General features: G+C 60.2%; 18 protein-coding genes and 3 tRNA genes. 3 read left to right on the plus strand and 18 right to left on the minus strand.

Translation table 11 applies throughout. The annotated features are described in order from the left end of the window. Positions 1-4: 4 nt before the first annotated feature. The 12 genes from tuf to FDG13_RS00805 form a co-directional block, all read right to left on the minus strand. Positions 5-1,195 (minus strand): elongation factor Tu, encoded by a 1,191-nt coding sequence (gene tuf, locus FDG13_RS00750; RefSeq protein ID WP_180124803.1) that lies wholly within the window; start codon positions 1,193-1,195, stop codon positions 5-7. A 42-nt stretch (positions 1,196-1,237) separates the two neighbouring features. Continuing rightward, positions 1,238-1,312: transfer RNA gene (locus tag FDG13_RS00755), tRNA-Thr, on the minus strand. Between the two features lie 26 nt (positions 1,313-1,338). Next, positions 1,339-1,412 (minus strand) — tRNA-Gly (locus FDG13_RS00760). 85 nt (positions 1,413-1,497) lie between these two features. Then, positions 1,498-1,583 (minus strand) — tRNA-Tyr (locus FDG13_RS00765). A gap of 103 nt (positions 1,584-1,686) precedes the next feature. Continuing rightward, positions 1,687-2,400, minus strand: coding sequence for a uracil-DNA glycosylase (locus FDG13_RS00770; protein ID WP_180124804.1), 714 nt, complete (start codon positions 2,398-2,400; stop codon positions 1,687-1,689). A gap of 26 nt (positions 2,401-2,426) precedes the next feature. Then, positions 2,427-3,215, minus strand: coding sequence for an indole-3-glycerol phosphate synthase TrpC (gene trpC / locus FDG13_RS00775; protein WP_180124805.1), 789 nt, complete (start codon positions 3,213-3,215; stop codon positions 2,427-2,429). Beyond that, complete coding sequence (locus FDG13_RS00780) at positions 3,208-3,372, minus strand: hypothetical protein (protein WP_180124673.1); 165 nt, start codon at positions 3,370-3,372, stop codon at positions 3,208-3,210. Before FDG13_RS00780 ends, trpC begins: the two co-directional genes overlap by 8 nt. Then, entirely contained in the window at positions 3,372-4,421 is a 1,050-nt protein-coding gene (gene trpD, locus FDG13_RS00785) for an anthranilate phosphoribosyltransferase (protein WP_180124806.1), read from the minus strand. Before trpD ends, FDG13_RS00780 begins: the two co-directional genes overlap by 1 nt. Before the next feature lie 30 nt (positions 4,422-4,451). Next, complete coding sequence (locus tag FDG13_RS00790) at positions 4,452-5,108, minus strand: LysE family translocator (RefSeq protein WP_180124809.1); 657 nt, start codon at positions 5,106-5,108, stop codon at positions 4,452-4,454. 9 nt (positions 5,109-5,117) lie between these two features. After that, positions 5,118-6,230: a GntG family PLP-dependent aldolase gene (locus FDG13_RS00795; RefSeq protein WP_180124811.1), complete on the minus strand. Its 1,113-nt coding sequence runs from the start codon at positions 6,228-6,230 to the stop codon at positions 5,118-5,120. A gap of 73 nt (positions 6,231-6,303) precedes the next feature. Beyond that, complete coding sequence (locus FDG13_RS00800) at positions 6,304-6,918, minus strand: aminodeoxychorismate/anthranilate synthase component II (protein WP_255435011.1); 615 nt, start codon at positions 6,916-6,918, stop codon at positions 6,304-6,306. A 3-nt stretch (positions 6,919-6,921) separates the two neighbouring features. Beyond that, positions 6,922-8,463, minus strand: a complete 1,542-nt coding sequence (locus FDG13_RS00805) for an anthranilate synthase component I family protein (protein WP_218942569.1) — start codon at positions 8,461-8,463, stop codon at positions 6,922-6,924. 390 nt (positions 8,464-8,853) lie between these two features. Between FDG13_RS00805 and FDG13_RS00810 the strand changes: the two genes are divergently transcribed. Both FDG13_RS00810 and FDG13_RS21270 read left to right on the plus strand, forming a co-directional pair. Further along, positions 8,854-10,887, plus strand: a complete 2,034-nt coding sequence (locus FDG13_RS00810) for a methyl-accepting chemotaxis protein (protein ID WP_255435012.1) — start codon at positions 8,854-8,856, stop codon at positions 10,885-10,887. 245 nt (positions 10,888-11,132) lie between these two features. Continuing rightward, the gene (locus FDG13_RS21270) at positions 11,133-13,175 is read left to right on the plus strand and encodes a methyl-accepting chemotaxis protein (RefSeq protein WP_304621503.1); all 2,043 of its coding nucleotides are present in this window, start codon (positions 11,133-11,135) and stop codon (positions 13,173-13,175) included. A gap of 89 nt (positions 13,176-13,264) precedes the next feature. Here the strand turns inward: FDG13_RS21270 and FDG13_RS00820 are convergent, their stop codons facing one another. Continuing rightward, positions 13,265-15,205 carry a RecQ family ATP-dependent DNA helicase gene (locus tag FDG13_RS00820; RefSeq protein ID WP_180124816.1) on the minus strand — a complete coding sequence of 647 codons (1,941 nt, stop codon included), beginning with the start codon at positions 15,203-15,205 and terminating at the stop codon, positions 13,265-13,267. Between the two features lie 400 nt (positions 15,206-15,605). Between FDG13_RS00820 and FDG13_RS00825 the strand changes: the two genes are divergently transcribed. Then, positions 15,606-16,232 carry a DUF2325 domain-containing protein gene (locus tag FDG13_RS00825; protein ID WP_255435013.1) on the plus strand — a complete coding sequence of 209 codons (627 nt, stop codon included), beginning with the start codon at positions 15,606-15,608 and terminating at the stop codon, positions 16,230-16,232. 61 nt (positions 16,233-16,293) lie between these two features. Here FDG13_RS00825 and FDG13_RS00830 read toward each other — a convergent pair whose 3' ends face one another. From FDG13_RS00830 to FDG13_RS00850, 5 genes are all read right to left on the minus strand, one after another. Then, complete coding sequence (locus tag FDG13_RS00830; RefSeq protein WP_255435014.1) at positions 16,294-16,551, minus strand: multidrug efflux SMR transporter; 258 nt, start codon at positions 16,549-16,551, stop codon at positions 16,294-16,296. Positions 16,552-16,754: 203 nt separating this feature from the next. Then, positions 16,755-17,468: a two-component system response regulator BtsR gene (gene btsR / locus FDG13_RS00835; protein ID WP_180124821.1), complete on the minus strand. Its 714-nt coding sequence runs from the start codon at positions 17,466-17,468 to the stop codon at positions 16,755-16,757. Further along, a complete protein-coding gene (locus tag FDG13_RS00840; RefSeq protein ID WP_180124824.1) occupies positions 17,465-19,192 on the minus strand; it encodes a sensor histidine kinase in 1,728 nt (575 codons plus the stop codon). Before FDG13_RS00840 ends, btsR begins: the two co-directional genes overlap by 4 nt. Positions 19,193-19,274: 82 nt before the next feature. Further along, the gene (locus FDG13_RS00845; protein WP_370528131.1) at positions 19,275-20,240 is read right to left on the minus strand and encodes a formate/nitrite transporter family protein; all 966 of its coding nucleotides are present in this window, start codon (positions 20,238-20,240) and stop codon (positions 19,275-19,277) included. Between the two features lie 62 nt (positions 20,241-20,302). Next, the gene (locus FDG13_RS00850; protein WP_370528132.1) at positions 20,303-21,529 is read right to left on the minus strand and encodes an acetate/propionate family kinase; all 1,227 of its coding nucleotides are present in this window, start codon (positions 21,527-21,529) and stop codon (positions 20,303-20,305) included. Positions 21,530-21,594 lie beyond the last annotated feature (65 nt).

The raw sequence follows: 21,594 nt of genomic DNA on the forward strand, positions 1-21,594 counted from the left end.
ACAATTAAGCAAGAATCTTGGCAACCACACCGGCACCAACGGTCTTACCACCTTCACGGATAGCAAAGCGCAGACCTTCTTCCATGGCGATGGGTGCAATCAGCTTCACAGTGATCGACACGTTGTCACCAGGCATCACCATTTCTTTGCCTTCTGGCAATTCAATGGCACCGGTCACGTCGGTCGTACGGAAGTAGAACTGAGGACGGTAGTTGCTGAAAAACGGGGTGTGACGACCACCTTCGTCTTTGGACAGCACATAGACTTCACCAGTGAAGTGGGTGTGCGGCTTGATCGAACCCGGTTTGCACAGCACTTGGCCGCGCTGGACGTCTTCACGCTTGGTGCCGCGCAACAAGATGCCAACGTTGTCGCCCGCTTGACCTTGGTCGAGCAGTTTGCGGAACATTTCAACACCGGTGCAGGTGGTCTTTTGGGTGTCATGGATGCCGACGATTTCGATTTCTTCGCCGACTTTGACGATGCCGCGCTCGATACGACCAGTCACCACAGTACCACGACCCGAGATGGAGAACACGTCTTCCACTGGCATCAGGAAGGCACCATCCACAGCGCGCTCTGGCGTGGGGATGTAGCTGTCCAATGCGTCAGCGAGTTTGAAGATGGAACCTTCACCCAATTCACCTTTGTCGCCTTCCATGGCGAGCTTGGCTGAGCCATGGATGATGGGGGTGTCGTCACCTGGGAAGTCATACTTGTCCAGGAGTTCACGCACTTCCATTTCAACAAGTTCAAGCAGTTCAGCGTCATCCACCATGTCGCACTTGTTCAAGTAGACGATGATGTAAGGCACACCGACCTGGCGAGCCAACAGGATGTGCTCACGGGTCTGAGGCATGGGGCCGTCAGCAGCAGAACAAACCAGGATAGCGCCGTCCATTTGAGCAGCGCCGGTGATCATGTTTTTCACATAGTCGGCGTGTCCAGGGCAGTCAACGTGGGCGTAGTGACGTGCAGCGGTTTCGTATTCAACGTGGGCGGTGTTGATGGTGATACCACGAGCCTTTTCTTCGGGCGCTGCGTCGATTTGATCGTAGGCTTTGGCTTGACCGCCAAATTTAGCTGCCAGCACGGTGGTGATGGCTGCAGTCAAGGTGGTTTTGCCGTGGTCAACGTGACCAATGGTGCCCACGTTGACGTGGGGCTTGGTACGTGTGAATTTTTCTTTTGCCATTTTGTGACTCCGAAAAGTAAAAAACCGTCGAACTAATAAATCTGGTGCCCATTCCGGGAATCGGACCCGGGACCTCTCCCTTACCAAGGGAGTGCTCTGCCACTGAGCCAAATGGGCGAAATCTTGTCAAATCGATCAAACTGTGGAGCGGGGTAGGAGAATCGAACTCCTCGCTTTAGCTTGGAAGGCTAAGGTATTACCACTATACGAACCCCGCACAAATCAGCTCTACAAACAACTTCTGTAGAACCCCCTGCCTTGAGCACGCGCCCCAATCAGCTACACAACAATCAATTTATCACTGGTGGAGAGGGATGGATTCGAACCATCGTACTCGTAAGAGGGCAGATTTACAGTCTGCTGCCATTAACCACTCGGCCACCTCTCCAGGGTGAGCACAAGATTATGCCATGTAGTTTTGCTTTTTCACACTGCTCTCCATGTTTTTACAAAACTGCTCAAAAAAATTGGTGTCTGCATGATGAGTCCATCTAGGTTTGTTGCGTGCCGTGATACTTCTCTCGCCAGGCTTTGGCTTGGGAAAAGTGTCCACACCCGATAAACGGCACCGGCGGGCGCAAGGCCGACAACGGCGAGGGATGGTTGGCGCACAACACCAGATGGCGCTTGGCATCAATCAATGCCCGCTTGCTTTGCGCGTGACTACCCCACAACATAAAAACAACCGGAGAGGTGTTGCGCGAGACAGCCTGAATGATGCTGTCGGTCAACACCTCCCAGCCTTTGCCCGAATGGCTGACGGGCTGCCCCTCCTCCACCGTCAGACAGGTGTTGAGCAACAACACACCATGGCGCGCCCAGCGCACCAGACTGCCACCTGGGCTGGGAAACACTGGCGGAGGTTCACCCAGATCACGCTGTAACTCTTTGAAGATGTTGCGCAAGGAAGGCGGCAGCGCCACACCGGGCGCGACCGAAAACGCCAGCCCTTCGGCCTGGCCCCGGCCATGGTACGGGTCCTGGCCCAGGATGACCACTCGCACCGCGTCGGGCGGGGTCAGCTCCAGCGCGCGTAGCGGCGCGGGGGGAAAAACGACCGCCCCGCTGTCCAGGCGCTGGCGCAGAAACGCGAGCAAGGTCGCGCCCTTGTCAGATTCAAAAAAGTGAGCTACCAGCCCTTGCCAACCGGGGGCTACAGGCCAATTTTCTGGATCAGATGATGTCAGTTGCGTCGTTTCAACCATGGCGCGTGAGACTCCCTGGGCTCAGATCAACCAAACAACGCCGCCAGTGCCTCACCCGGCTCGGGCACACGCATAAAGGCTTCACCGACCAAAAAGGCGTTGACACCCGCCGCCGCCATGCGCAACACATCGTCGCGGGTGTGGATGCCGCTTTCACACACCAGCAAACGGTCTGGGGGGATGTCTTTCATCAGGGTCAGCGTGGTGTCGAGTGACACCTCAAAGGTTTTCAGGTTGCGGTTGTTGATACCAATCAGTGGCGTTTTGAGCTTGAGCGCGCGCTGCAACTCGTCTGCGTCATGCACCTCCACCAGCACCGCCATGTCCAGGCTGCGGGCGATAGCCTCAAACTCCTTCATCTGCGCGTCATCCAGGCAGGCAGCGATCAGCAGCACCGCATCGGCCCCCATGGCTCGTGACTCATAAATTTGGTAGGCGTCCACCATAAAGTCTTTGCGCAACACCGGCAGCTGGCAGGAGGCGCGGGCCTGTTTCAGGTAGTCGACGCTGCCCTGGAAAAACTGCTGGTCGGTCAGCACCGACAAACAAGCAGCGCCAAATTCGGCATAACTCTGGGCGATGTCGGCCGGGATGAAGTCGGCACGGATAACGCCTTTGGACGGACTGGCTTTTTTGATTTCGGCAATCACCGCCGGCTGGCCTGCGGCGATCTTGGTACGCAGGGCACCCACAAAGTCGCGGGTCAGCACCCGGCTCTCAGCATCGGCGCGCACCACATCGAGTGGTTTGCGATTTTTGGCGGCGGCCACTTCTTCGTGTTTCACCGCCACAATGTTGTTCAGGATATCAGTCATGTTTAGATGCCTCAGGGGTGGCAGAAAAAGAGTCGGCAGGGGTGGCGCCTTGTTTCAGGATGTTGACAAACACACGTTTCATCAGCACCCCGACCACGATGAAAAAGACCGAAATGCCGATAGCAATCCAGGCGCCGTCGGTATGGAGCAGCTGCATCATCCGGCAGCGCTCAAGCTGTGGGCTACCGTCACCAGTTGATCAAGCTTGGCTTTGGCAGCGCCTGATTCAAGAGCAACCCGTGCTTTCTGGATACCGGCTGCCATCGAATCCACAACATTTGCCGCATACAGCGCAACACCGGCGTTGAAGATCACAATCTCCTTGGCCGGGCCGTCCACATTGTCCAGCACACCCAACAACATGGCACGCGACTGCTCTGGTGTCTCGACCTTGAAGGCGCGGGTGCTGGCCATGGTCAGGCTAAAGTCTTCGGGGTGGATTTCATACTCGGTGACCTTGCCGTCTTTGAGTTCCCCCACCAGGGTGGCGGCGCCCAGACTGACCTCGTCCAGGCCATCCTTGCCGTACACCACCACCGCGTGTTCGGTGCCCAGGCGCTCCAGCGCACGCACCTGGATACCGACCAGATCGGGGTGAAACACGCCCATCAAGATATTGGGTGCACCCGCCGGGTTGGTCAGTGGCCCGAGCAGGTTAAAAATCGTCTTGACACCCATTTCACGGCGCACCGGCGCCACGTTTTTCATGGCCGGGTGGTGGTTTGGCGCAAACATGAAGCCCACCCCCACCTGCGCGATGCACTGGGCAATCGCTTCGGGCTTGAGGTTGATGTTGACACCGAGCGACTCCATCACATCGGCGCTGCCACTCTTGCTGCTGACACTGCGCCCGCCGTGTTTGCTGACCTTGGCACCTGCGGCTGCGGCCACAAACATGGCACAGGTCGAGATGTTGAAGGTGTGGGAGCTGTCGCCGCCGGTGCCCACGATGTCCACCAGATGGGTTTTGTCGGCGACATCGACCTTGGTGGCGAACTCGCGCATCACTTGCGCGGCGGCGGTGATCTCGCCGATGGTTTCTTTCTTGACACGCAAGCCGGTGATGAAGGCCGCCAGCATCACCGGCGACCATTCACCGGCCATGATCTGGCGCATGATGTAGAGCATCTCGTCGTGAAAAATCTCACGGTGCTCGATGGTGCGCAACAGCGCTTCCTGCGGGGTGATTTTGATGGTGTGTGTCATACGCGCTCCTGGTGCGGTCGATACAAAAATCTACGAGACGGGATTGTCGGTCAGGGCCAGTTTGAGGCCGAAGGTGATGAACAGGGCGCCAGCGACCCGGTCCAGCCAGTGCATGCCACGCTGCACCAGGCTGGCCCGGCGCGCCATCCAGGCCGCGGCCAGTGCCCAGCCGGTGTTGACCGGAATGGCATTCACATTGAACAGCACACCCAGTGCCAGAAACACCCAGGTGGTGTGGGTTGTGCCGGGGGTGATGAACTGCGGCACAAAGGCCAGAAAAAAGATCGCCACCTTGGGGTTGAGCACATTGGTCCAGAAACCGCCGCTGTAGACGCGCCACAGATCGGCGGGCAGCGGGGCACCGGCATTGATGCTGGCACTGGGCAACACGTTACCCTGAGCACGGGAGAACAGCAGCCGGATGCCGACATACAACAGGTAGGCCGCACCCGCCCACTTGAGCAGGTTAAACGCGGTGGCCGAGGCCGCCAGCAAGGCGCCCACCCCCAGCGCTGCGGCAAAGATATGCACAAAACAGCCGGTGGTGATGCCCAGCCCGGCCACGATGCCAGCGCGCGCACCACTGCGCAGGGCATGGGTCACGATGTACAGGACATCGGGGCCGGGCGTCAGGTTCAGCAACCAACCGGCGGCGATGAACAGCAGAAGTTGGTGGGTATCGGGCATGGCGCGTGCTCAGTGGTGTTCAAAATAGGCACGTATCACCGACACCGCGTGGTCGATGCCCGCGGCATCCACATCCAGATGGGTGACAAAACGCAACCGGTACAAGCCGGTGGCCAGCACCCCGTGCGAGGTGAGATGCGGTATCAGCCCGACCCCGCGCGCCTTGGCGCTATCCACCAAGTCCACAAACACGATGTTGGTCTGCGGCGGCTCCACCACCACCCCAGGCAGGCCCTGCAGGCCGTCGGCCAGACGGCGCGCCAGCGCATGGTCGTCGGCCAGCCGTGCCACGTGGTGGTCCAGCGCGTGACTACCCGCTGCGGCCAGAATGCCAGCCTGGCGCATGCCGCCACCGACCATCTTGCGGATGCGATGGGCGCGGGTGATGAAGTCAGCGCTGCCGCAGAGGACCGAGCCCACCGGTGCACCCAGGCCTTTGCTCAGACACACCGACACACTGTCAAAACACTGGGCGATGCGGCGTGCCTCGTTAACGATGGCGTCATAAGTGATAGCTACTGGTCCAATATTCACGAGGGCTTGAGGCTGATTTGACACATTCATGCCAGCCAACTGCGTGGCCTGCGCCACCGCCGCGTTGAACAGTCGCGCGCCGTCCAGGTGCCGCGCCAGACCGTGGCTTTTGGCCAAATCGGTTGCCGCTTGCACATAGTCCAAGGGCAGCAGCTTGCCGCCAAAGGTGTTCTCCAGCGTGAGCAGCCGGGTCTTGGCAAAGTGGGCGTCGTCGGGTTTGATGGCCGCGTCGATGTCGGCCAGCGCCAGCGTCCCGTCAGCTTGATGTTCGAGCGGCTGGGGCTGGATGCTGCCCAGCACCGCCGCGCCACCACCCTCCCAGCGGTAGGTGTGCGCCATCTGGCCCACGATGTATTCGTCTCCGCGCTGGCAGTGCGCCATCAGGCCACACAGATTGCTTTGTGTGCCAGTAGGCACAAATAATGCGGCCTCAAAACCCAGCATGTTGGCCAGCTTGTCCTGCAAAGCATTCACGCTGGGGTCATCGCCAAACACATCGTCACCCACGGGTGCCGCAGCCATGGCGGCACGCATGGCGGGAGTGGGCTGGGTGACGGTGTCACTGCGCAGATCAACAGTTTTCAGCATATTTATGAGATTTTGGCTTCTAGCCCTTATTTAACAAGGGCTAGAAGCTATGGTTACTGAAGCAGCTCGCGCATCAAGCGCGCTGGTTATCGGCGGGACGCGGGGCCAGGAAGTTCTTCAGCATCGCGTGGCCGTGTTCGGTCAGGATGCTCTCGGGGTGGAACTGCACACCTTCGATGTCCAGCGTGGTGTGTTTCACACCCATGATTTCACCGTCATCGGTCCAGGCGGTCACCTTCAAACAAGCCGGGCAGTTGTCGCGCTTGATCGCCAGCGAGTGGTAACGATTCACGGTGAACTGCGCGGGCAGGCCCGCAAACACACCTTCCTGCGTGGTGGTCAAAACACTGGTTTTGCCGTGCATGAGCTGCTGCGCCCGGATGATGGTGCCGCCAAAAGCCGCACCAATCGCCTGGTGGCCCAGGCAGACGCCCAGAATCGGCAGCTTGCCAGCAAAGTGCTGGATCGCCGCGACCGAGATGCCGGCCTCAGCTGGTGAACATGGGCCGGGCGAGATCACCAAGCGGTCCAGTTGGCCCGCTGCCAGCATCGCGTCGATCTCGTCAATCGTGATTTCGTCGTTGCGCGCCACAGTGACCTGCGCCCCCAGCTCGCCCAGGTACTGGACGATGTTGTAGGTGAAGCTGTCGTAGTTGTCGATCATCAGGAGTTGGATAGGTTTGCTCATGATTTACTCCAGACCTTCTTCAACCAGTTCTGCCGCCCGTAACAAGGCGCGCGCCTTGGCTTCGGTTTCTTTCCATTCGAGCTCAGGCACCGAGTCGGCGACCACACCGGCTGCCGCCTGCACATAAAGCATCTGGTCCTTGATGATGCCGGTGCGAATCGCAATCGCCACGTCCATGTCGCCCGCGTAACTCAGGTAACCACAGGCGCCACCGTAGATGCCGCGTTTGGTCGGCTCCAGCTGGTCGATCAACTCCATCGCATGCACCTTGGGCGCACCGGTGAGCGTGCCCGCCGGGAAGGTGGCTTTGAGCACGTCCATGCTGCTCATGCCGTCCAGCAGCGTACCTTCGACGTTGCTCACGATGTGCATCACATGGCTGTAACGCTCCACACAAAACGCGTCGGTGACCTTGACGCTGCCGATTTGGGCGATGCGGCCAATGTCGTTGCGCGCCAGGTCGATGAGCATGACGTGTTCAGCGCGTTCCTTGGGGTCGTTGATCAGCTCCACCTCGGCGGCCTTGTCCAGCTCGGAGGTGGCGCCGCGCGGGCGCGTGCCGGCCAGCGGGCGGATCGTGATTTTCTGAGCGGCTTGGCCTGCCTCCGTGACCTGCTCCTGGCGCACCAGAATCTCCGGGCTGGCACCGACCACATGGAAGTCCGCACCACCCTGCACTGCCCCGCTGAAGTTGTAGTAATACATATAGGGGCTGGGGTTGAGCGAACGCAGCGCGCGGTACAGACTCAAAGGGCTTTGTGTGTAGCGTTTCTTGATGCGCTGGCCGACCTGCACCTGCATGAAGTCGCCACCGGCAATCAGCTCCTTGGCGCGCTCCACGGCAGCGATGTAGTCGACCTTGGCAAAGTCGCGCTGCGCGGTCTGACCTGCGCTGGGCCGGATCTCGGGCGCCTGGACACTGCCACGCAGCAGGGTTTTTAATTCCGCTAACCTTTTTGTAGCTTTCTCATAAGCACCCGCCTGGGTCGGGTCGGCATACACCATCAAATGCAAGGTGCCAGACAGGTTGTCGATCACCGCCAGCTCCTCACACTGCAGCAGCAAAATGTCGGGCGTGCCCAGCTCATCGGGCGGACAGGTGGCTTGCAGTTTTTTCTCGATGTAACGCACCGCGTCGTAGCCAAAATACCCCGCCAAGCCACCACAAAAACGCGGCATGCCGGGCTGCAGCGCGACCTTGAAGCGCTTCTGGTAGTCGGCAATAAAGTCCAGCGGGTTGGCTTGGCTGGTTTCCACCACCACACCATCGGTCACCACCTCGGTACGCGCTTGTTCACCAAAACCGCTGGCACGCAACAGGGTGCGTGCGGGCAGGCCAATAAAGCTGTAGCGACCAAAGCGTTCGCCCCCCACCACCGACTCCAGCAAAAAGCTGAAAGCAGCGCTGCGGGTGAGCTTGAGGTAGAGCGAGAGCGGGGTTTCCAGATCGGCAAAAGCCTTGGCACTCACCGGGATGCGGTTGAAGCCCTGGCTTGCCAGTTCATCAAATTCGGATTGAGAAATCACGGAAGAGGTTCTTTCCATCAAGTGCCGTTGGCCTGAGCCATCCTCATACAAGGGAGAAGGCCTCAAAACCATCCGGCTGCAGCACGGGGCTGCGGTTCATACAAACAGGACAAGGGTGTCAGCGCAGGGCCAACGACGTGTGCAACGGACGCCAGGGCCAGGCTCCCCGGTCGCTGCAACCTGTGAGGATGATTTTGTGGATGAACATGGCTTGAGTGTAGCAAAGCACCTTGCTGGCACGGGTGATGCTTGGACAAATCCACCCACATAACGCGGCGTCATCTGGCTATTGCGGATGAGTTCATGTACTTATGGCAACAAGCCTTGATGCATTGCAATAAAACAGCCATGCCGCGTTGGGACAATGGATCTCGTCACGCTCGTTTTCACTCTGAAAGTTCTTAGGCCATGTTTTCTTTTTTTGATACCCTGCGCGGCAAAGTGGTCGGTGTCACTGGCACCCTGGTTCTTTTGGGGCTGCTGGTCCTGACGGCGACCAATCTGTGGATGGCCCGGCAAAACGCCATGACCTCGATGGCCGACCAGACCCGTGCCCTGGCCCACGCCCATGCGGTGGGTGTGGCCGACTGGATGGCGACCCGGCACCAGGTGGTCAAATCTGTGGCGAGTCGGATCGCAGAGGCCGACCCCGTTCCCTTTTTGCAAGATGCCAAAGTTGCCGGCAGCGTCGACACCGTGTACATCGGCTACCCGGACAAACGCATTGTTTTTTCAGAGCCACAGAATCTTCCGCCGGACTACGACCCAACCGCCCGGCCCTGGTACAAAAAGGCCGCTGCCGCCACCGGCCCGGTGGTGACTGATCCCTATGTGGACGCTGCGAGCAAAAAGCTGGTGATCACCTTTGCCTCGGCCATCCAGTCTGGCGGCCAAGTGCAGGCCGTGACCGCTGCGGATGTGTTCATGGACGGGGTGGTTCACAACATCGCATCCATCCGCCCAACGCCCGGAACCTACGGCATGGTGGTGTCCAAAGACGGGCGCATTGTGGTGCATGAGGACAGCACCCTGCTGCTCAAACCCCTGTCTGACCTGGCGCCAGCGCTGGCCAACCGGACCATGGATTCACTCACTCAGAGTGAAGGTCTGCAGGCATTGGAGATCAACCACGAAAGTCGGCTGGTTCAAGCGCAAGCCATTCCTGGCACCGACTGGGTTCTGTTGGTGGCATTGAAGCCCGATGAGGCCCTGGCCGGCATCACCGCCATGATGTGGTCGTCCATCATCAGCAGCTTGGTGCTGGCGGTGGTCACTGTGTTAATCATTGCCGCGTTGCTGACCAGCCTGCTCAAACGCCTGCCGATCCTGCGTGATGCGATGGATGACGTGGGTGCAGGCCATGGGGATCTGACCCACCGCGTGCCGGTCAGCGGCAACGATGAACTGGCGGCTATTGGCTCGGGCTTCAACCAGTTTGCCGAAAAAGTACAGGCCGTCCTGATCAGCGTGCGCCAACATGCCGAGGGCGTGGCCACTGCCAGCTCCGAGATCGCCCAGGGCAATCAGGACCTCTCCAGTCGCACCGAATCGCAAGCCAGTGCGCTGCAGGAAACAGCGGCTTCCATGGAAGAGCTGTCTTCCACCGTCAAACAAAACGCGGATAACGCGCGCCAGGCCAACCAGTTGGCCCTGAGTGCCTCGACAGTGGCGGTGCAAGGTGGTGAAGTCGTCGCGCAGGTGGTGGACACCATGAAGGGTATCAATGAAGCGTCAAGAAAGATCAGCGACATCATCAGCGTGATCGACGGCATTGCCTTCCAGACCAACATCCTGGCCCTGAATGCTGCGGTAGAAGCCGCCCGCGCTGGCGAACAGGGTCGTGGTTTTGCAGTCGTCGCCTCAGAAGTGCGCAGCCTGGCCGGGCGCAGTGCCGAAGCCGCCAAGGAAATCAAACTGCTGATCAACAACAGCGTAGAACGGGTCGAACAAGGCACTGCCTTGGTGGACAAGGCTGGCAGCACGATGACCGAGGTGGTGACCTCGATCAAACGCGTGACCGACATCATGGGCGAGATCAGCGCCGCCAGCCATGAACAAAGCCAAGGCGTGAGCCAGGTCGGTGAAGCCGTCACACAGATGGATCAGGCCACGCAACAAAACGCGGCTTTGGTCGAAGAAATGGCCGCAGCGGCCAGCAGCCTGAGGAGCCAGGCGCAAGATCTGGTGCAAACAGTGGCGGTGTTCAAGCTGGGGGCGGGGGATAGCAGCTTGGGTGGCATCCACACGACAGCCGTGCGGGTCCAGCCAACAACAGCGACACCCATCAAAGGGCCTGCACCACGGCCAGCAGTTGCCAGCAAAACACACCGTCCCCAAGCGCGACTGCCCGCAGCCAATGCAACACCGGCACGCGCCGCAGCACCGGTTGCCAAAGCGCCCAAGGCAGCCGCCAGCGAAGAAGGTGACTGGGAGAGTTTTTGATCCGGCGCACAGTGGCCACAGGACAACTACTTAATCAATAGCTACCAGCCCTTTACACATAAGGGCTATCTCGTCTTTTTACACACAATCAACCCTGGTCGCGTTACCCAACTTGGCCGATAGTGGTTGGCCCATCTGCTTGTGCTAAAACACATGAAGAAGTGCAGCACAATAACCTTGTTAGCCTTGTTGGATTGCGAAAATAGGCGTTCTTGACATTTTTCCTGAACTGAGGGCTCTTCACCATGTTTTCATTCTTTCGTACCTTACGTGGCAAAGTGGTCGGCGTCACCGGCGCCCTGGTTCTTTTGGGGCTATTGGTCCTGAGCGCGACCAATCTGTGGATGGCCCGGCAAAACGCCCTGACCTCCTTGGCTGACCAGACCCGGGCCCTGGCTCATGCCCATGCGGTGGGTGTGGCGGACTGGATGGCGAGCAAGCACCAGGTGGTCAAATCTGTGGCAGGCCGAGTCGCTGAGGCAGACCCCGTTCCCTTTTTGCAAGACGCCAAAATTGCGGGCGACGTTGACACCGTGTACATCGGCTACCCCGACAAACGGTATGTTTTTTCTGATTCACGGGTCCAGGCTCCAGAGTACGACCCAACCGCCCGGCCCTGGTACAAAAAGGCAGCCGCCGCCACCGGCCCGGTGGTGACTGATCCCTACATCGGCGCCAAAAGCAAAAAGCTGCTGATCACTTTTGCCTCGGCCATCCAGTCTGGCGGCCAGTTGCAGGCGGTGACGGCAGCCGACGTGCTGATGGACGCGGTGGTTCACAACATCGCCTCCATTCGCCCCACACCAGGCACCTACGGCATGGTGGTGTCCAAAGACGGGCGCATTGTGGTGCATGAGGACGGCGCCTTGCTGCTCAAACCCCTGTCTGACCTGGCGCCAGCGCTGGCCAGCCGGAACGTGGAATCACTCATCCAGAGTGAGGGCCTGCAGGAACTGGAGATCAACCACGAAATGCGGCTGATCCAGGCGCAAGCCATCCCGGGCACCGACTGGGTTCTGTTGGTGGCTTTGCAGCCCAGCGAAGCGCTGGCGGGTGTCAACGCCATGATGTGGTCGTCCATCATCAGCAGCTTGGTGCTGGCGGTGGTTACCGTGTTAATCATTGCCGCGTTGCTGAGCAGCCTGCTCAAACGCCTGCCGATCCTGCGCGACGCGATGGAAGACGTGGGTGCAGGTGATGGGGATTTGACCCACCGCGTGCCGGTCAGCGGCAACGATGAACTGGCTGCCATTGGTGCTGGCTTCAACCAATTTGCAGAAAAAGTGCAAGCGGTGCTGATCAGCGTGCGCCAACATGCCGAGGGCGTGGCCACCGCCAGCTCCGAGATCGCCCAGGGCAACCAGGACCTCTCCAGTCGCACCGAATCGCAAGCCAGTGCGCTGCAGGAAACCGCCGCGTCCATGGAGCAGCTCAGTTCCACCGTCAAACAAAACGCGGACAACGCTCGTCAAGCGAACCAGCTCGCTCTGAGTGCGTCTACCGTTGCGGTGCAAGGTGGTGAAGTTGTTGCCCAGGTGGTTGACACCATGAAAGGCATCAACGAAGCGTCTCGCAAAATATCGGACATCATCAGTGTCATCGACGGTATCGCGTTCCAGACCAATATCCTCGCTTTGAACGCTGCTGTCGAAGCCGCCCGCGCCGGTGAACAGGGCCGTGGTTTTGCCGTGGTGGCCTCAGAAGTGCGCAGCTTGGCTGGGCGCAGTGCCGAAGCCGCCAAGGAAATCAAACTGCTGATCAACAACAGTGTGGAACGGGTCGAACAAGGCACTGCCTTGGTGGACAAGGCTGGCAGCACGATGACCGAGGTGGTGACCTCGATCAAACGCGTGACCGACATCATGGGCGAGATCAGCGCCGCCAGCAACGAACAAAGCCAAGGCGTGAGCCAGGTGGGTGAGGCAGTGACACAAATGGACCAAGCCACCCAGCAAAACGCGGCTTTGGTCGAAGAAATGGCCGCTGCGGCCAGCAGCCTGCGCTCACAAGCACATGACCTGGTGCAAACGGTGGCGGTGTTCAAGCTGGGGGCGGGGGACAGTGGCGGTACAGGCAACATGGGCAACACAGCGCCGGTGCGGGTATCACCAGCAGCGCCAGCTCAGATCAAAGGACCGGGCCTGAGCACAACAGCAGCAAGCAAGGCGCGCAATACCCCCATGGCCCGGCTTCCTGCGGCAAGCGCCACCCCGGCGCGGCCTGCTGCACCGGTTGCCAAAACGCCCAAGACAGCCGCCAGCGAAGAAGGGGACTGGGAGAGTTTTTGATCCGGCGCACGGTGGCCACCGGAAAACTACTTAATCAATAGCTACTAGCCCTTTACATATAAGGGCTGAATCGGCTTTTGGCATCAAACTCAGCCCGCTTCCAGGGCCTCAATCACCTCCAGCACCGCCGCGCCGTAGGCCTCCAGCTTGCGCACCCCCAGGCCGCTGATGCCTTGCAGTTGCTCCAGCGATTGCGGCGCGGTCTGGGCAATCGCCACCAGCGTGGCATCGTGAAAAATCACATAAGCGGGCAGGTTGTGCTCTTTGGCGACTTCGGCGCGCCAGGTTTTGAGTGCGGCGTAGCGCTGTTGCTGGGCGGCGTCCAGCACTGCCGGGGCTTTGGCCGTGCTGCCGGGGCTGCCGCTGCGGCGCGACTTGCGCTCAGGCTTGGCCAGCGCCTGGCGCAGGCGGATCGGCACCTCCCCTTTGAGCACCGCACGTGAGGTTTCGGTGAGCGCCAGCGTCTGGAACGCCTGTGCGTCCACCGCCACCGCGCCAATGGCCAGCAATTGGCGCAAGACGCTGCGCCATTGGGTCTCGCTCAAATCGGCACCAATGCCAAAAGTGCTGAGCGCCTCGTGGCCGCGCTGTGTCACCTTCTCGGTAACCTTGCCACGCAGGATGTCCACAATGTGCCCGGCACCAAAACCAAAACCGCTCATCTGCTGCACACGGTAGATGGTGGACAGCAGCTTGCGCGCGGCGTCAGTAGCGTCCCAGACCTCAGGCGCTTGCAGGCAGTTATCGCAATTCCAGCACTTGGCCCCCACGCTTGCCACTTCGTGTGCTGCGCTGCCCCCCGAGGGGGCCGTGCCTAGCTTGGGACGGCCCGGCGCGTCGGCGTGCGCTTCGTAGGTCTCGTCGAAGTACGCCAGCAGTCGCACACGACGGCAGTCGGTGGCTTCGGCCAGGCCCAAGAGCGCATCCAGCTTGCCGCGCAGGCCTTGTTTGAACTCTTCCTCGGCCGGGCTCTCGTCGATCATGCGGCGCTGGTTCACCACGTCCTGCAAGCCGTAACACATCCAGGCGTCTGCAGGCTCGCCGTCGCGCCCGGCGCGACCGGTTTCCTGGTAGTAGCCTTCGATGTTTTTGGGCATGTCCAGATGTGCCACAAACCGCACGTCGGGCTTGTCGATGCCCATGCCAAAAGCGATGGTCGCCACCATCACAATGCCCTCAGACCGCAAAAACCGGTCCTGGTTGGCTTGGCGCACCTTGGCATCCAGCCCGGCGTGGTAAGGCAAAGCGGCAATGCCGTTGTCACACAACAGCTCGGCCGTGTCCTCGACCTTTTTGCGCGACTGGCAATACACCACACCGGCGTCGCCCATGTGTTCGTCGCGGATAAAGCGCAGCAATTGCTGGCTGGCTTCGCGCTTCTCGACAATCGTGTAGCGGATGTTGGGCCGGTCAAAACTGCTGATGAACAGGCGTGCGTCCTGCAGTTGCAGCCGCTCAATGATGTCGGCACGGGTCAGCGCGTCGGCGGTCGCGGTCAGCGCGATACGCGGCACGCTGGCGTAGCGCTCGTGTAATACGGTGAGCGCGCGGTATTCGGGCCGGAAGTCGTGGCCCCACTGGCTCACACAATGGGCCTCGTCAATCGCAAACAGGCTCAAATGCCCACGTTCTTGCAAGGCGTCGAGTTGCGCCAGAAAACGCGGTGTGGTGACCCGCTCGGGGGCCGCGTACAGCAGGGTGATGTCGCCCTGCATCAGGCGGCGCTCGACCTGGCTGGCCTGCTCAAACGACAGCGTGGAGTTCAGGAACTCGGCCTTGACACCGGCCTCATGCAAGGCGCCGACCTGGTCGTGCATCAGCGCAATCAGCGGCGAGATCACCACCGTGATGCCCTGCCCGGCCTGCTGGCGCGCAATCGCCGGGATCTGGTAACACAGGCTTTTACCGCCCCCGGTGGGCATCAGCACCAGCGCGTCGCCGCCGCGCGTGACGTGTTCAATGATCTCGTGTTGCGGCCCGCGAAAGGCCTGGTAACCAAAGACGTCTTGGAGAATGGAGGTGATGGACAAGGTGGTCTACTGATATTTTGATAGCTACTCGCCCTTTTTACATAAGGGCTGGAGGCCAAAAAAGCTTATAACTTGGACCTCAGAAGCCGGTGCAGCTCAGGCGAGCGGCGCTATTGTCCCATTTGGCGCAGTTGGCCAGTGTCCTTACACAGCCTCGGACCGCCTGTTGGCGAGGGATCACGCCGCTGATATTGGCCATGTGCAGCACGTCAAGCGCCCTCAATGCACCGGATCAGCATTGTCTTCAAATGAGAACTGTTGTCATTTACAATCAAAACATGAGCCAAATTACCCCACTCAATCTGGCACAGGCCGCCCACAAGCCCAAGATAACGGTTTGAGAAAGACACCACGCCATCCTCCACGCATCGGGGCACCCATGAACCTGAACCCACACGACATGGACCAATTGATCAGTGAACACCATGCGCTGATGCGTCACTGCGGCCAGATTCAGACACGCTGCAGCAATCTGGTGCAGGCACAGGCCATCACCATCCATCAGCTAAGTGCCCAGGTCATGCGCCTGCGCGCGGCGGTTATCGTCCGCGACACCACGCTGGCATGGGCACGCGAGGATCGCGCCGAACTGGAGGCCACCATGCCCGGTCTGCCCAGACGGGTCTCGCTGTCGCGACACGTGGACACACTGCTCGCACGCATCCAGGACTTGATGCGTGAGCGGTTTCACTGGCAGCAAGGTGGTCTGGCAAAACGTGTGGCGGCCAGCGACGACTTCCCGCCCCCGGTGCGCGCCAGCGCCCTCGGTAGTCCCGAAGATGTCGCGCCAGTTGACGACTTGGCCAGCCTCGAAAACAGCCTGGTTGCCGCTGATCTGGTAATTTGCCAGACTGGCTGCCTCAGCCACGGTGCGTACTGGCGCGTGCAGGACCATTGCAAACGCACCGGCAAAACCTGCGTGTTGGTCGAACAGCCCGATGTTGTCCGTATCGTCCACATCCACAACCCGCTGACGCGCGAAACGGCCGCCGACGCGGCTTCTTCGCTGGACATGGCCCCGTCATGATGCGGGCAGACACCCGCCAGAGGCAAGACATGTGTGGAGATCGGGCTATGAAGCGGATCTATCAAAGATTGAGGTTCAGGCAGACCACGCCAAGCACGATGAATGCGAGACCCATCAGCCGTGCAACATGGAAGGCCTCGCCGAACCACAACATGCCCACCATGGCGGTCAGCGCGGTGCCAACACCGGCCCATACCGCGTAGGCCAAGCCCATCTCAAGCTGCCGCACTGACACAGACATCAACCAGACCGCCAGCGCATACAACGCGCCAACGGCCAGTGATGGCAACAGCCGCGTGAACCCATCGGCATAACGCAAGGCAAGGCAAGGGTACCGGCCACTTCGGCCGCGATGCTGGCTGCGAGCAACAACCAGGCGAGTGTTTGGGAATGCATGGCATACCTCTCCTTCAACCCCGCGCTGTACCGGGCAGGGTTGGGAAGAAGAAAAGCGGTACCCCAACGCCAAAATTGTAGTCTGAAGCGCTTCTGCCACACCGACGGCACAACACCCAGTTTGACTCAAGGCAGGCCCAGTTTTTCCTTGAGTTCTCCGAGCAAACGGCGGCTGACCGGGATGCGCCGTTTGTGGCGGGTCAGGATTTCGACCGCGCCGGTCTCCAGGAAGCTGATTTCCTGGATCTGCTCGGGGTTGACCAGGTACTGCCGGTGGCAGCGCAGAAACGGGGTTTTTTCCTCCAAGGTGCGCAAGGTCAGTTCGGTGAAGTGTTCCGTGCCTTCGTTCGTGGTGACATACACACCGGCGGTGCGCGAGGTGGCGTATTCGATGTCGTCGATCTTGATCAGCAACACCCGCTGATGCCCCGGACACGGGATCTGTTTGAGCGGTGCCGCTGCGGTAAACAGGGCGGCGCTGGGCTTGCGGTCACGTCGCAGGCGTTGCAAGGTGAGCGCCAGGCGCGCCGGGTCAATCGGTTTGAGCAGGTAGTCAAAGGCGTTCTGGTCAAAGGCCTGCAAGGCGTATTCGTTGAACGCGGTCAGGAACACCACGCTGGGCATTTTCTCGGGGTCGAGCATGCCCAGCATCTCCAGCCCGCTGATGCGCGGCATCTGGATGTCGAGAAAGATGACCTCGGGGTTGAGCCGGTGGATGGCCGAGATGCCTTCGATGGCGTTGCTGCACTGGCCCAGGATCTCGATGTCGCTCTCCTGACCCAACAGCCTGGCAATCTCTTCGCGCGCGGGCAACTCGTCGTCAATGATCAGGACTTTCATGCCGGGTACACCTCCATGGTGGTTGAAACCTCGCTGGGTGCCAGCGGCAGTTGCAGGGTGACGCGGGTGAACACCTCACGCTCACAGCTCACCTCCAACCCGTAGGCCGGGCCGTAACGGGTGGCAATCCGCCGACGCACCAGGTGCATACCCAGGCCGCTGCCGGTGCCTGGGGCGGGCTCCACATACAGGCCAGCGTTGTCCTCGACACTGAGCAGCAGCATCTCGTCCTGCGCCCGCGCCGATATCCGGATGCGGCCAATGCCCAGCAACTGCGAGGTGCCGTGTTTGATGGCGTTTTCGACAATCGGCTGCAGAGAAAAAGCGGGCATACGAACATGGCGCAAACCGTCCGGGATGTCAAAGTCCAGCACCAGCTGGCCGAGAAAGCGTGCCTGCTCGATTTCGAGGTAAGCGGTCACATGCTGGACTTCCTCACTCAGGCTGGCCTCTTCGCTGGGGCGTTTGAGGTTGTTGCGGAAAAAGGTCGAGAGGTTCAGCACCAAGTGGCAGGCTCGCTCCGAGTCGCGCCGGATCACGGCCGACAAGGTGTTGAGCGCGTTGAACAAAAAATGCGGGTTGACCTGGGCGTGCAACAACTTGATCTCGGACTGCGCCAGCAACTCGCGCTGGCGCATGTAATGGCCCGCCAGAATCTGGTTGGAGAGCAGCCGAGCAATGCCTTCACCCAAGGCGCGGTTGATGGTGGAAAACAGACGGGTGCGGGGCTCATACAGCTTGACGGTGCCAATCACATGGTTTTCCTCACCTAGCAACGGGATGATCAGCGAGGCCGCCAGCGGGCACTTGGGGTTGATGGAGCAGCGGTAGGCCACCTCGTTGCCATCGGCATAAACCACCTCGTTGTTGGCGATGGCCCGTTGTGTCAACGCCGAATTGATCGGTGTGCCTGGCAAATGGTGGTCGCTGCCGATGCCGATGAAGGCCAGCAGGTTCTGGGTGTCGGTGATGGCGACCGCACCCACCCCGGTTTCTTCGTAAATGATGCGGGCCACCTGGTGGCTGGTGTCGCTGTTGAAACCCGAGCGCAGCAGCCCCTCCACCCGCGCCGCAATCGCCAGCGCCTTGGTCGAAAACACGCTCGACTGGCGCTCGTAGAGCTGGCGCCGGTCCAGCAAAATACGCATGAACAGACCCGCCCCGAGTGAGTTGGCCAGCAGCATCGGCACCGCAATCTGCTCAACCAGATGTCTGGCGACCTCGGGAGGCTCCACCAGCCAGAGCAGGATCGACATCTGCGCTATTTCGGCACACAAGGTCACCAGCGCAATCGGCACCGGCCGAAACAGGGTGCCAAAACGCCCGCGCCGGATCATGTACAGGTGAAACAGACCACCAATCAGCCCTTCCACCACGGTAGAGACCATGCAGGCAAACGCCGAAGACCCGCCCAGCGAATACCGGTGTAGGCCACCGGTGAACCCCACAGCCAGCCCCACCGACGGCCCGCCCAGAACCCCACCGAGAACGGCGCCGATGGCGCGTGTGTTGGCAATCGAATCGTCGATCCTGTGACCGAGATAGGTGCCCATGATGCAAAACAGCGAGAACACCACATAACAGGTCACCCGGTGCGGCAGCCGGATGGTGACGTGCATCAGCGGGATAAAAATGCGGGTGCGACTCAGCAGGTAGGCAATGACCAGGTAAACACAGGTCTGCTGCAGCAGGGTCAGGATCAGTTCGATGGAAGCAAGGCTCATGGGCTTAACTTTACTGGCAGATGCCTTGCGTCACCCGGCCACATGGGTTCTGCAACCATGTGGCCCGGGTTCTACGCCCTGATCAGGCGTCTTTGAAGCTGCTTTTCTGCGTCGCCGCCTTGCTCGGCTGGCCGCGGCGGTAAATCGCCCAGTACACCCCACCCACAAGCAAGGCGCCCCCCACCCAGTTGCCCAAGGTCACAGCAACCATGTTGATCGCAAAGTGGTCAACCTGAATACTGGGCCGGGCCATCCCGTGGCTGGCCAGATCAGCCCAGAACGAGTCCGGTGCCCACCATTCGATGAACAGGCCCATCGGAATGAAATACATATTGGCCACACAGTGTTCGAACCCGGCGGCAACAAATGCCGCAACCGGGAGAAACATGGCCATGATCTTGTCACCGATGCTGCGCGCGGCCATCGCACACCAGGTCGCCAAACACACCAGCACATTACACAGAATGCCGAGGAAAAACGCATTCACCGGTGGTAGCGAACTCTTCGCTGTTGCAAAGTACAAAGCAGAAGCCCCCACCTCACCGTGGCCAAAGGTGTACTGCCCCGAGAGGAACACCAAGGTCGCCACGCCAAGGGCCCCGACAAAGTTGCCGAGCCAGACGGTGACCCAGACACGGAACATGTGACCGGTCTTCACGCGGCCACTGGCCCAGGCCATCACCATCAAGGCGTCACTGGTGAAAAGCTGCGCCCCGGCAATCACCACCAGGATCAGCCCGAGCGAAAAAGTGGCCCCCATCAACAGCCGCATCACCCCAAAAGGCAGGTGGTCTGCTGCGCCAGAGATGGTGACCGTGGCAAACAGGCCACCCAGGGCAACAAAGGCACCGCCCAGGATAGCCAGGCCGAACAAGACCCAAGGTGCCAACTTGGCTTTTTTAACGCCCACATCTTCAGCCGCCAGGGCAACGGCATCGGGCAGCAAGGGGTCCATGGAGAAACCGGCGCTTGCGCCGGGAGTGGCCGAGCTTTTGGCGTGCTCAGCATGGTGCTTGGGAGAGCATCCGTCCTCAGTGTTTTTGAACATGACAGTCGTGTGGTGACAAGGCCGGGCTGATCAGCCCGGCCTTGGGTTCTTTGGTGGAAAACTCAGGCTTGGCCCAATGTGTGCCCCAGCACCCGGATGGTGTGTTTGGCGATCATTTTTTCTTCGTTGGTCGGAACAATGAACACCGGCACCTTGGCGTCAGCGGCAGAGATGTCATAGGCCTTTTTCGCATTGGCAGCGGCATCGACCTTGACACCCAGCCAGGCCAGTTGTTGAACCACAGCGGCACGGATTTCTGGCGAGTTTTCACCAATGCCGGCGGTGAACACCAGCGCATCAAGCCCGCCCATGGACGCGGCCATGGCCGCCACTTCCTTGGCCACGCGGAAGCAGAACAAGTCCACGGCCTTCTGGGCTGCGGGCTCACTCGACTCTTGCAGCACCTTCATGTCGTTCGAAATCCCGGAAATGCCGAGCAACCCGGACTGGCGGTACAGCAGGTCTTCGAGCGCTTCGAGTCCCATGTTCTTCTCGCGCATCAGATAGAACAAGACACCGGGGTCGATGCTGCCGCTGCGGGTGCCCATTGGCACGCCGTTGAGCACCGAGAAACCCATCGAGGTATCCATGCTCTGCCCGCCCTTGACCGCACACAGGCTGGAGCCATTGCCCAGATGGCAGATGACCACATGGCCCTGGGCCAAATCGGGACGGGTTTCCCGCAAATGGCTGGTCACGTATTCGTAGGACAGGCCGTGAAAGCCGTAGCTGCAGACACCTTCGTCGGTCAGCGCCTGGGGCAGACCAAAGTGGCGCGCCATGGCTGGCTGGGTGCTGTGGAAAGCGGTGTCAAAACAAGCCACCTGTTTCAGATCAGGGAAGTTCTTGGCCAGGATACGGATCGGCGCCACATTGTGTGGCTGATGCAGCGGGGCCAGGGGCACCAGGCTGTCGAGCTCGTCGAGCAAGGTCGGGGTCACCTGCATCGGCTGACCCAGGTTCATGCCACCATGTACCACGCGGTGGCCCACAGCCACAATGTCGTAGTCGACCAGGGTGGTGCCGAGCCAGTCCAGCACATACTGGAGCAGGGTGTCGCGGTTATCGGAGTCTTTGGCGTTCCAGGTATGGGCACCCAGCGGGCGGCGGTCGGCACTTTTGGCTTCGAAGCGGGCCTCGCTGCCGATGCCTGAAATCTGCCCAGACAGCAGAGTTTCCAGGTCGTCACCCTGTGCGTTTTGGCGGAAGGCCGAGAATTTCAGGCTCGACGAACCGGCGTTGAGCACCAGGTAAGCGGCTTGTTTGGCAGAAACGGTATCAGCTAACACGTGATTTTCCTCTTAGTGAAAAGGGCTTGACCCAGCCGGGACGAGCAAACGCCGACAGGTCAAGC

Origin of the sequence: Rhodoferax sp. BLA1 (genome assembly GCF_013416775.1) — a bacterium.
Classification (GTDB): domain Bacteria; phylum Pseudomonadota; class Gammaproteobacteria; order Burkholderiales; family Burkholderiaceae_C; genus Rhodoferax.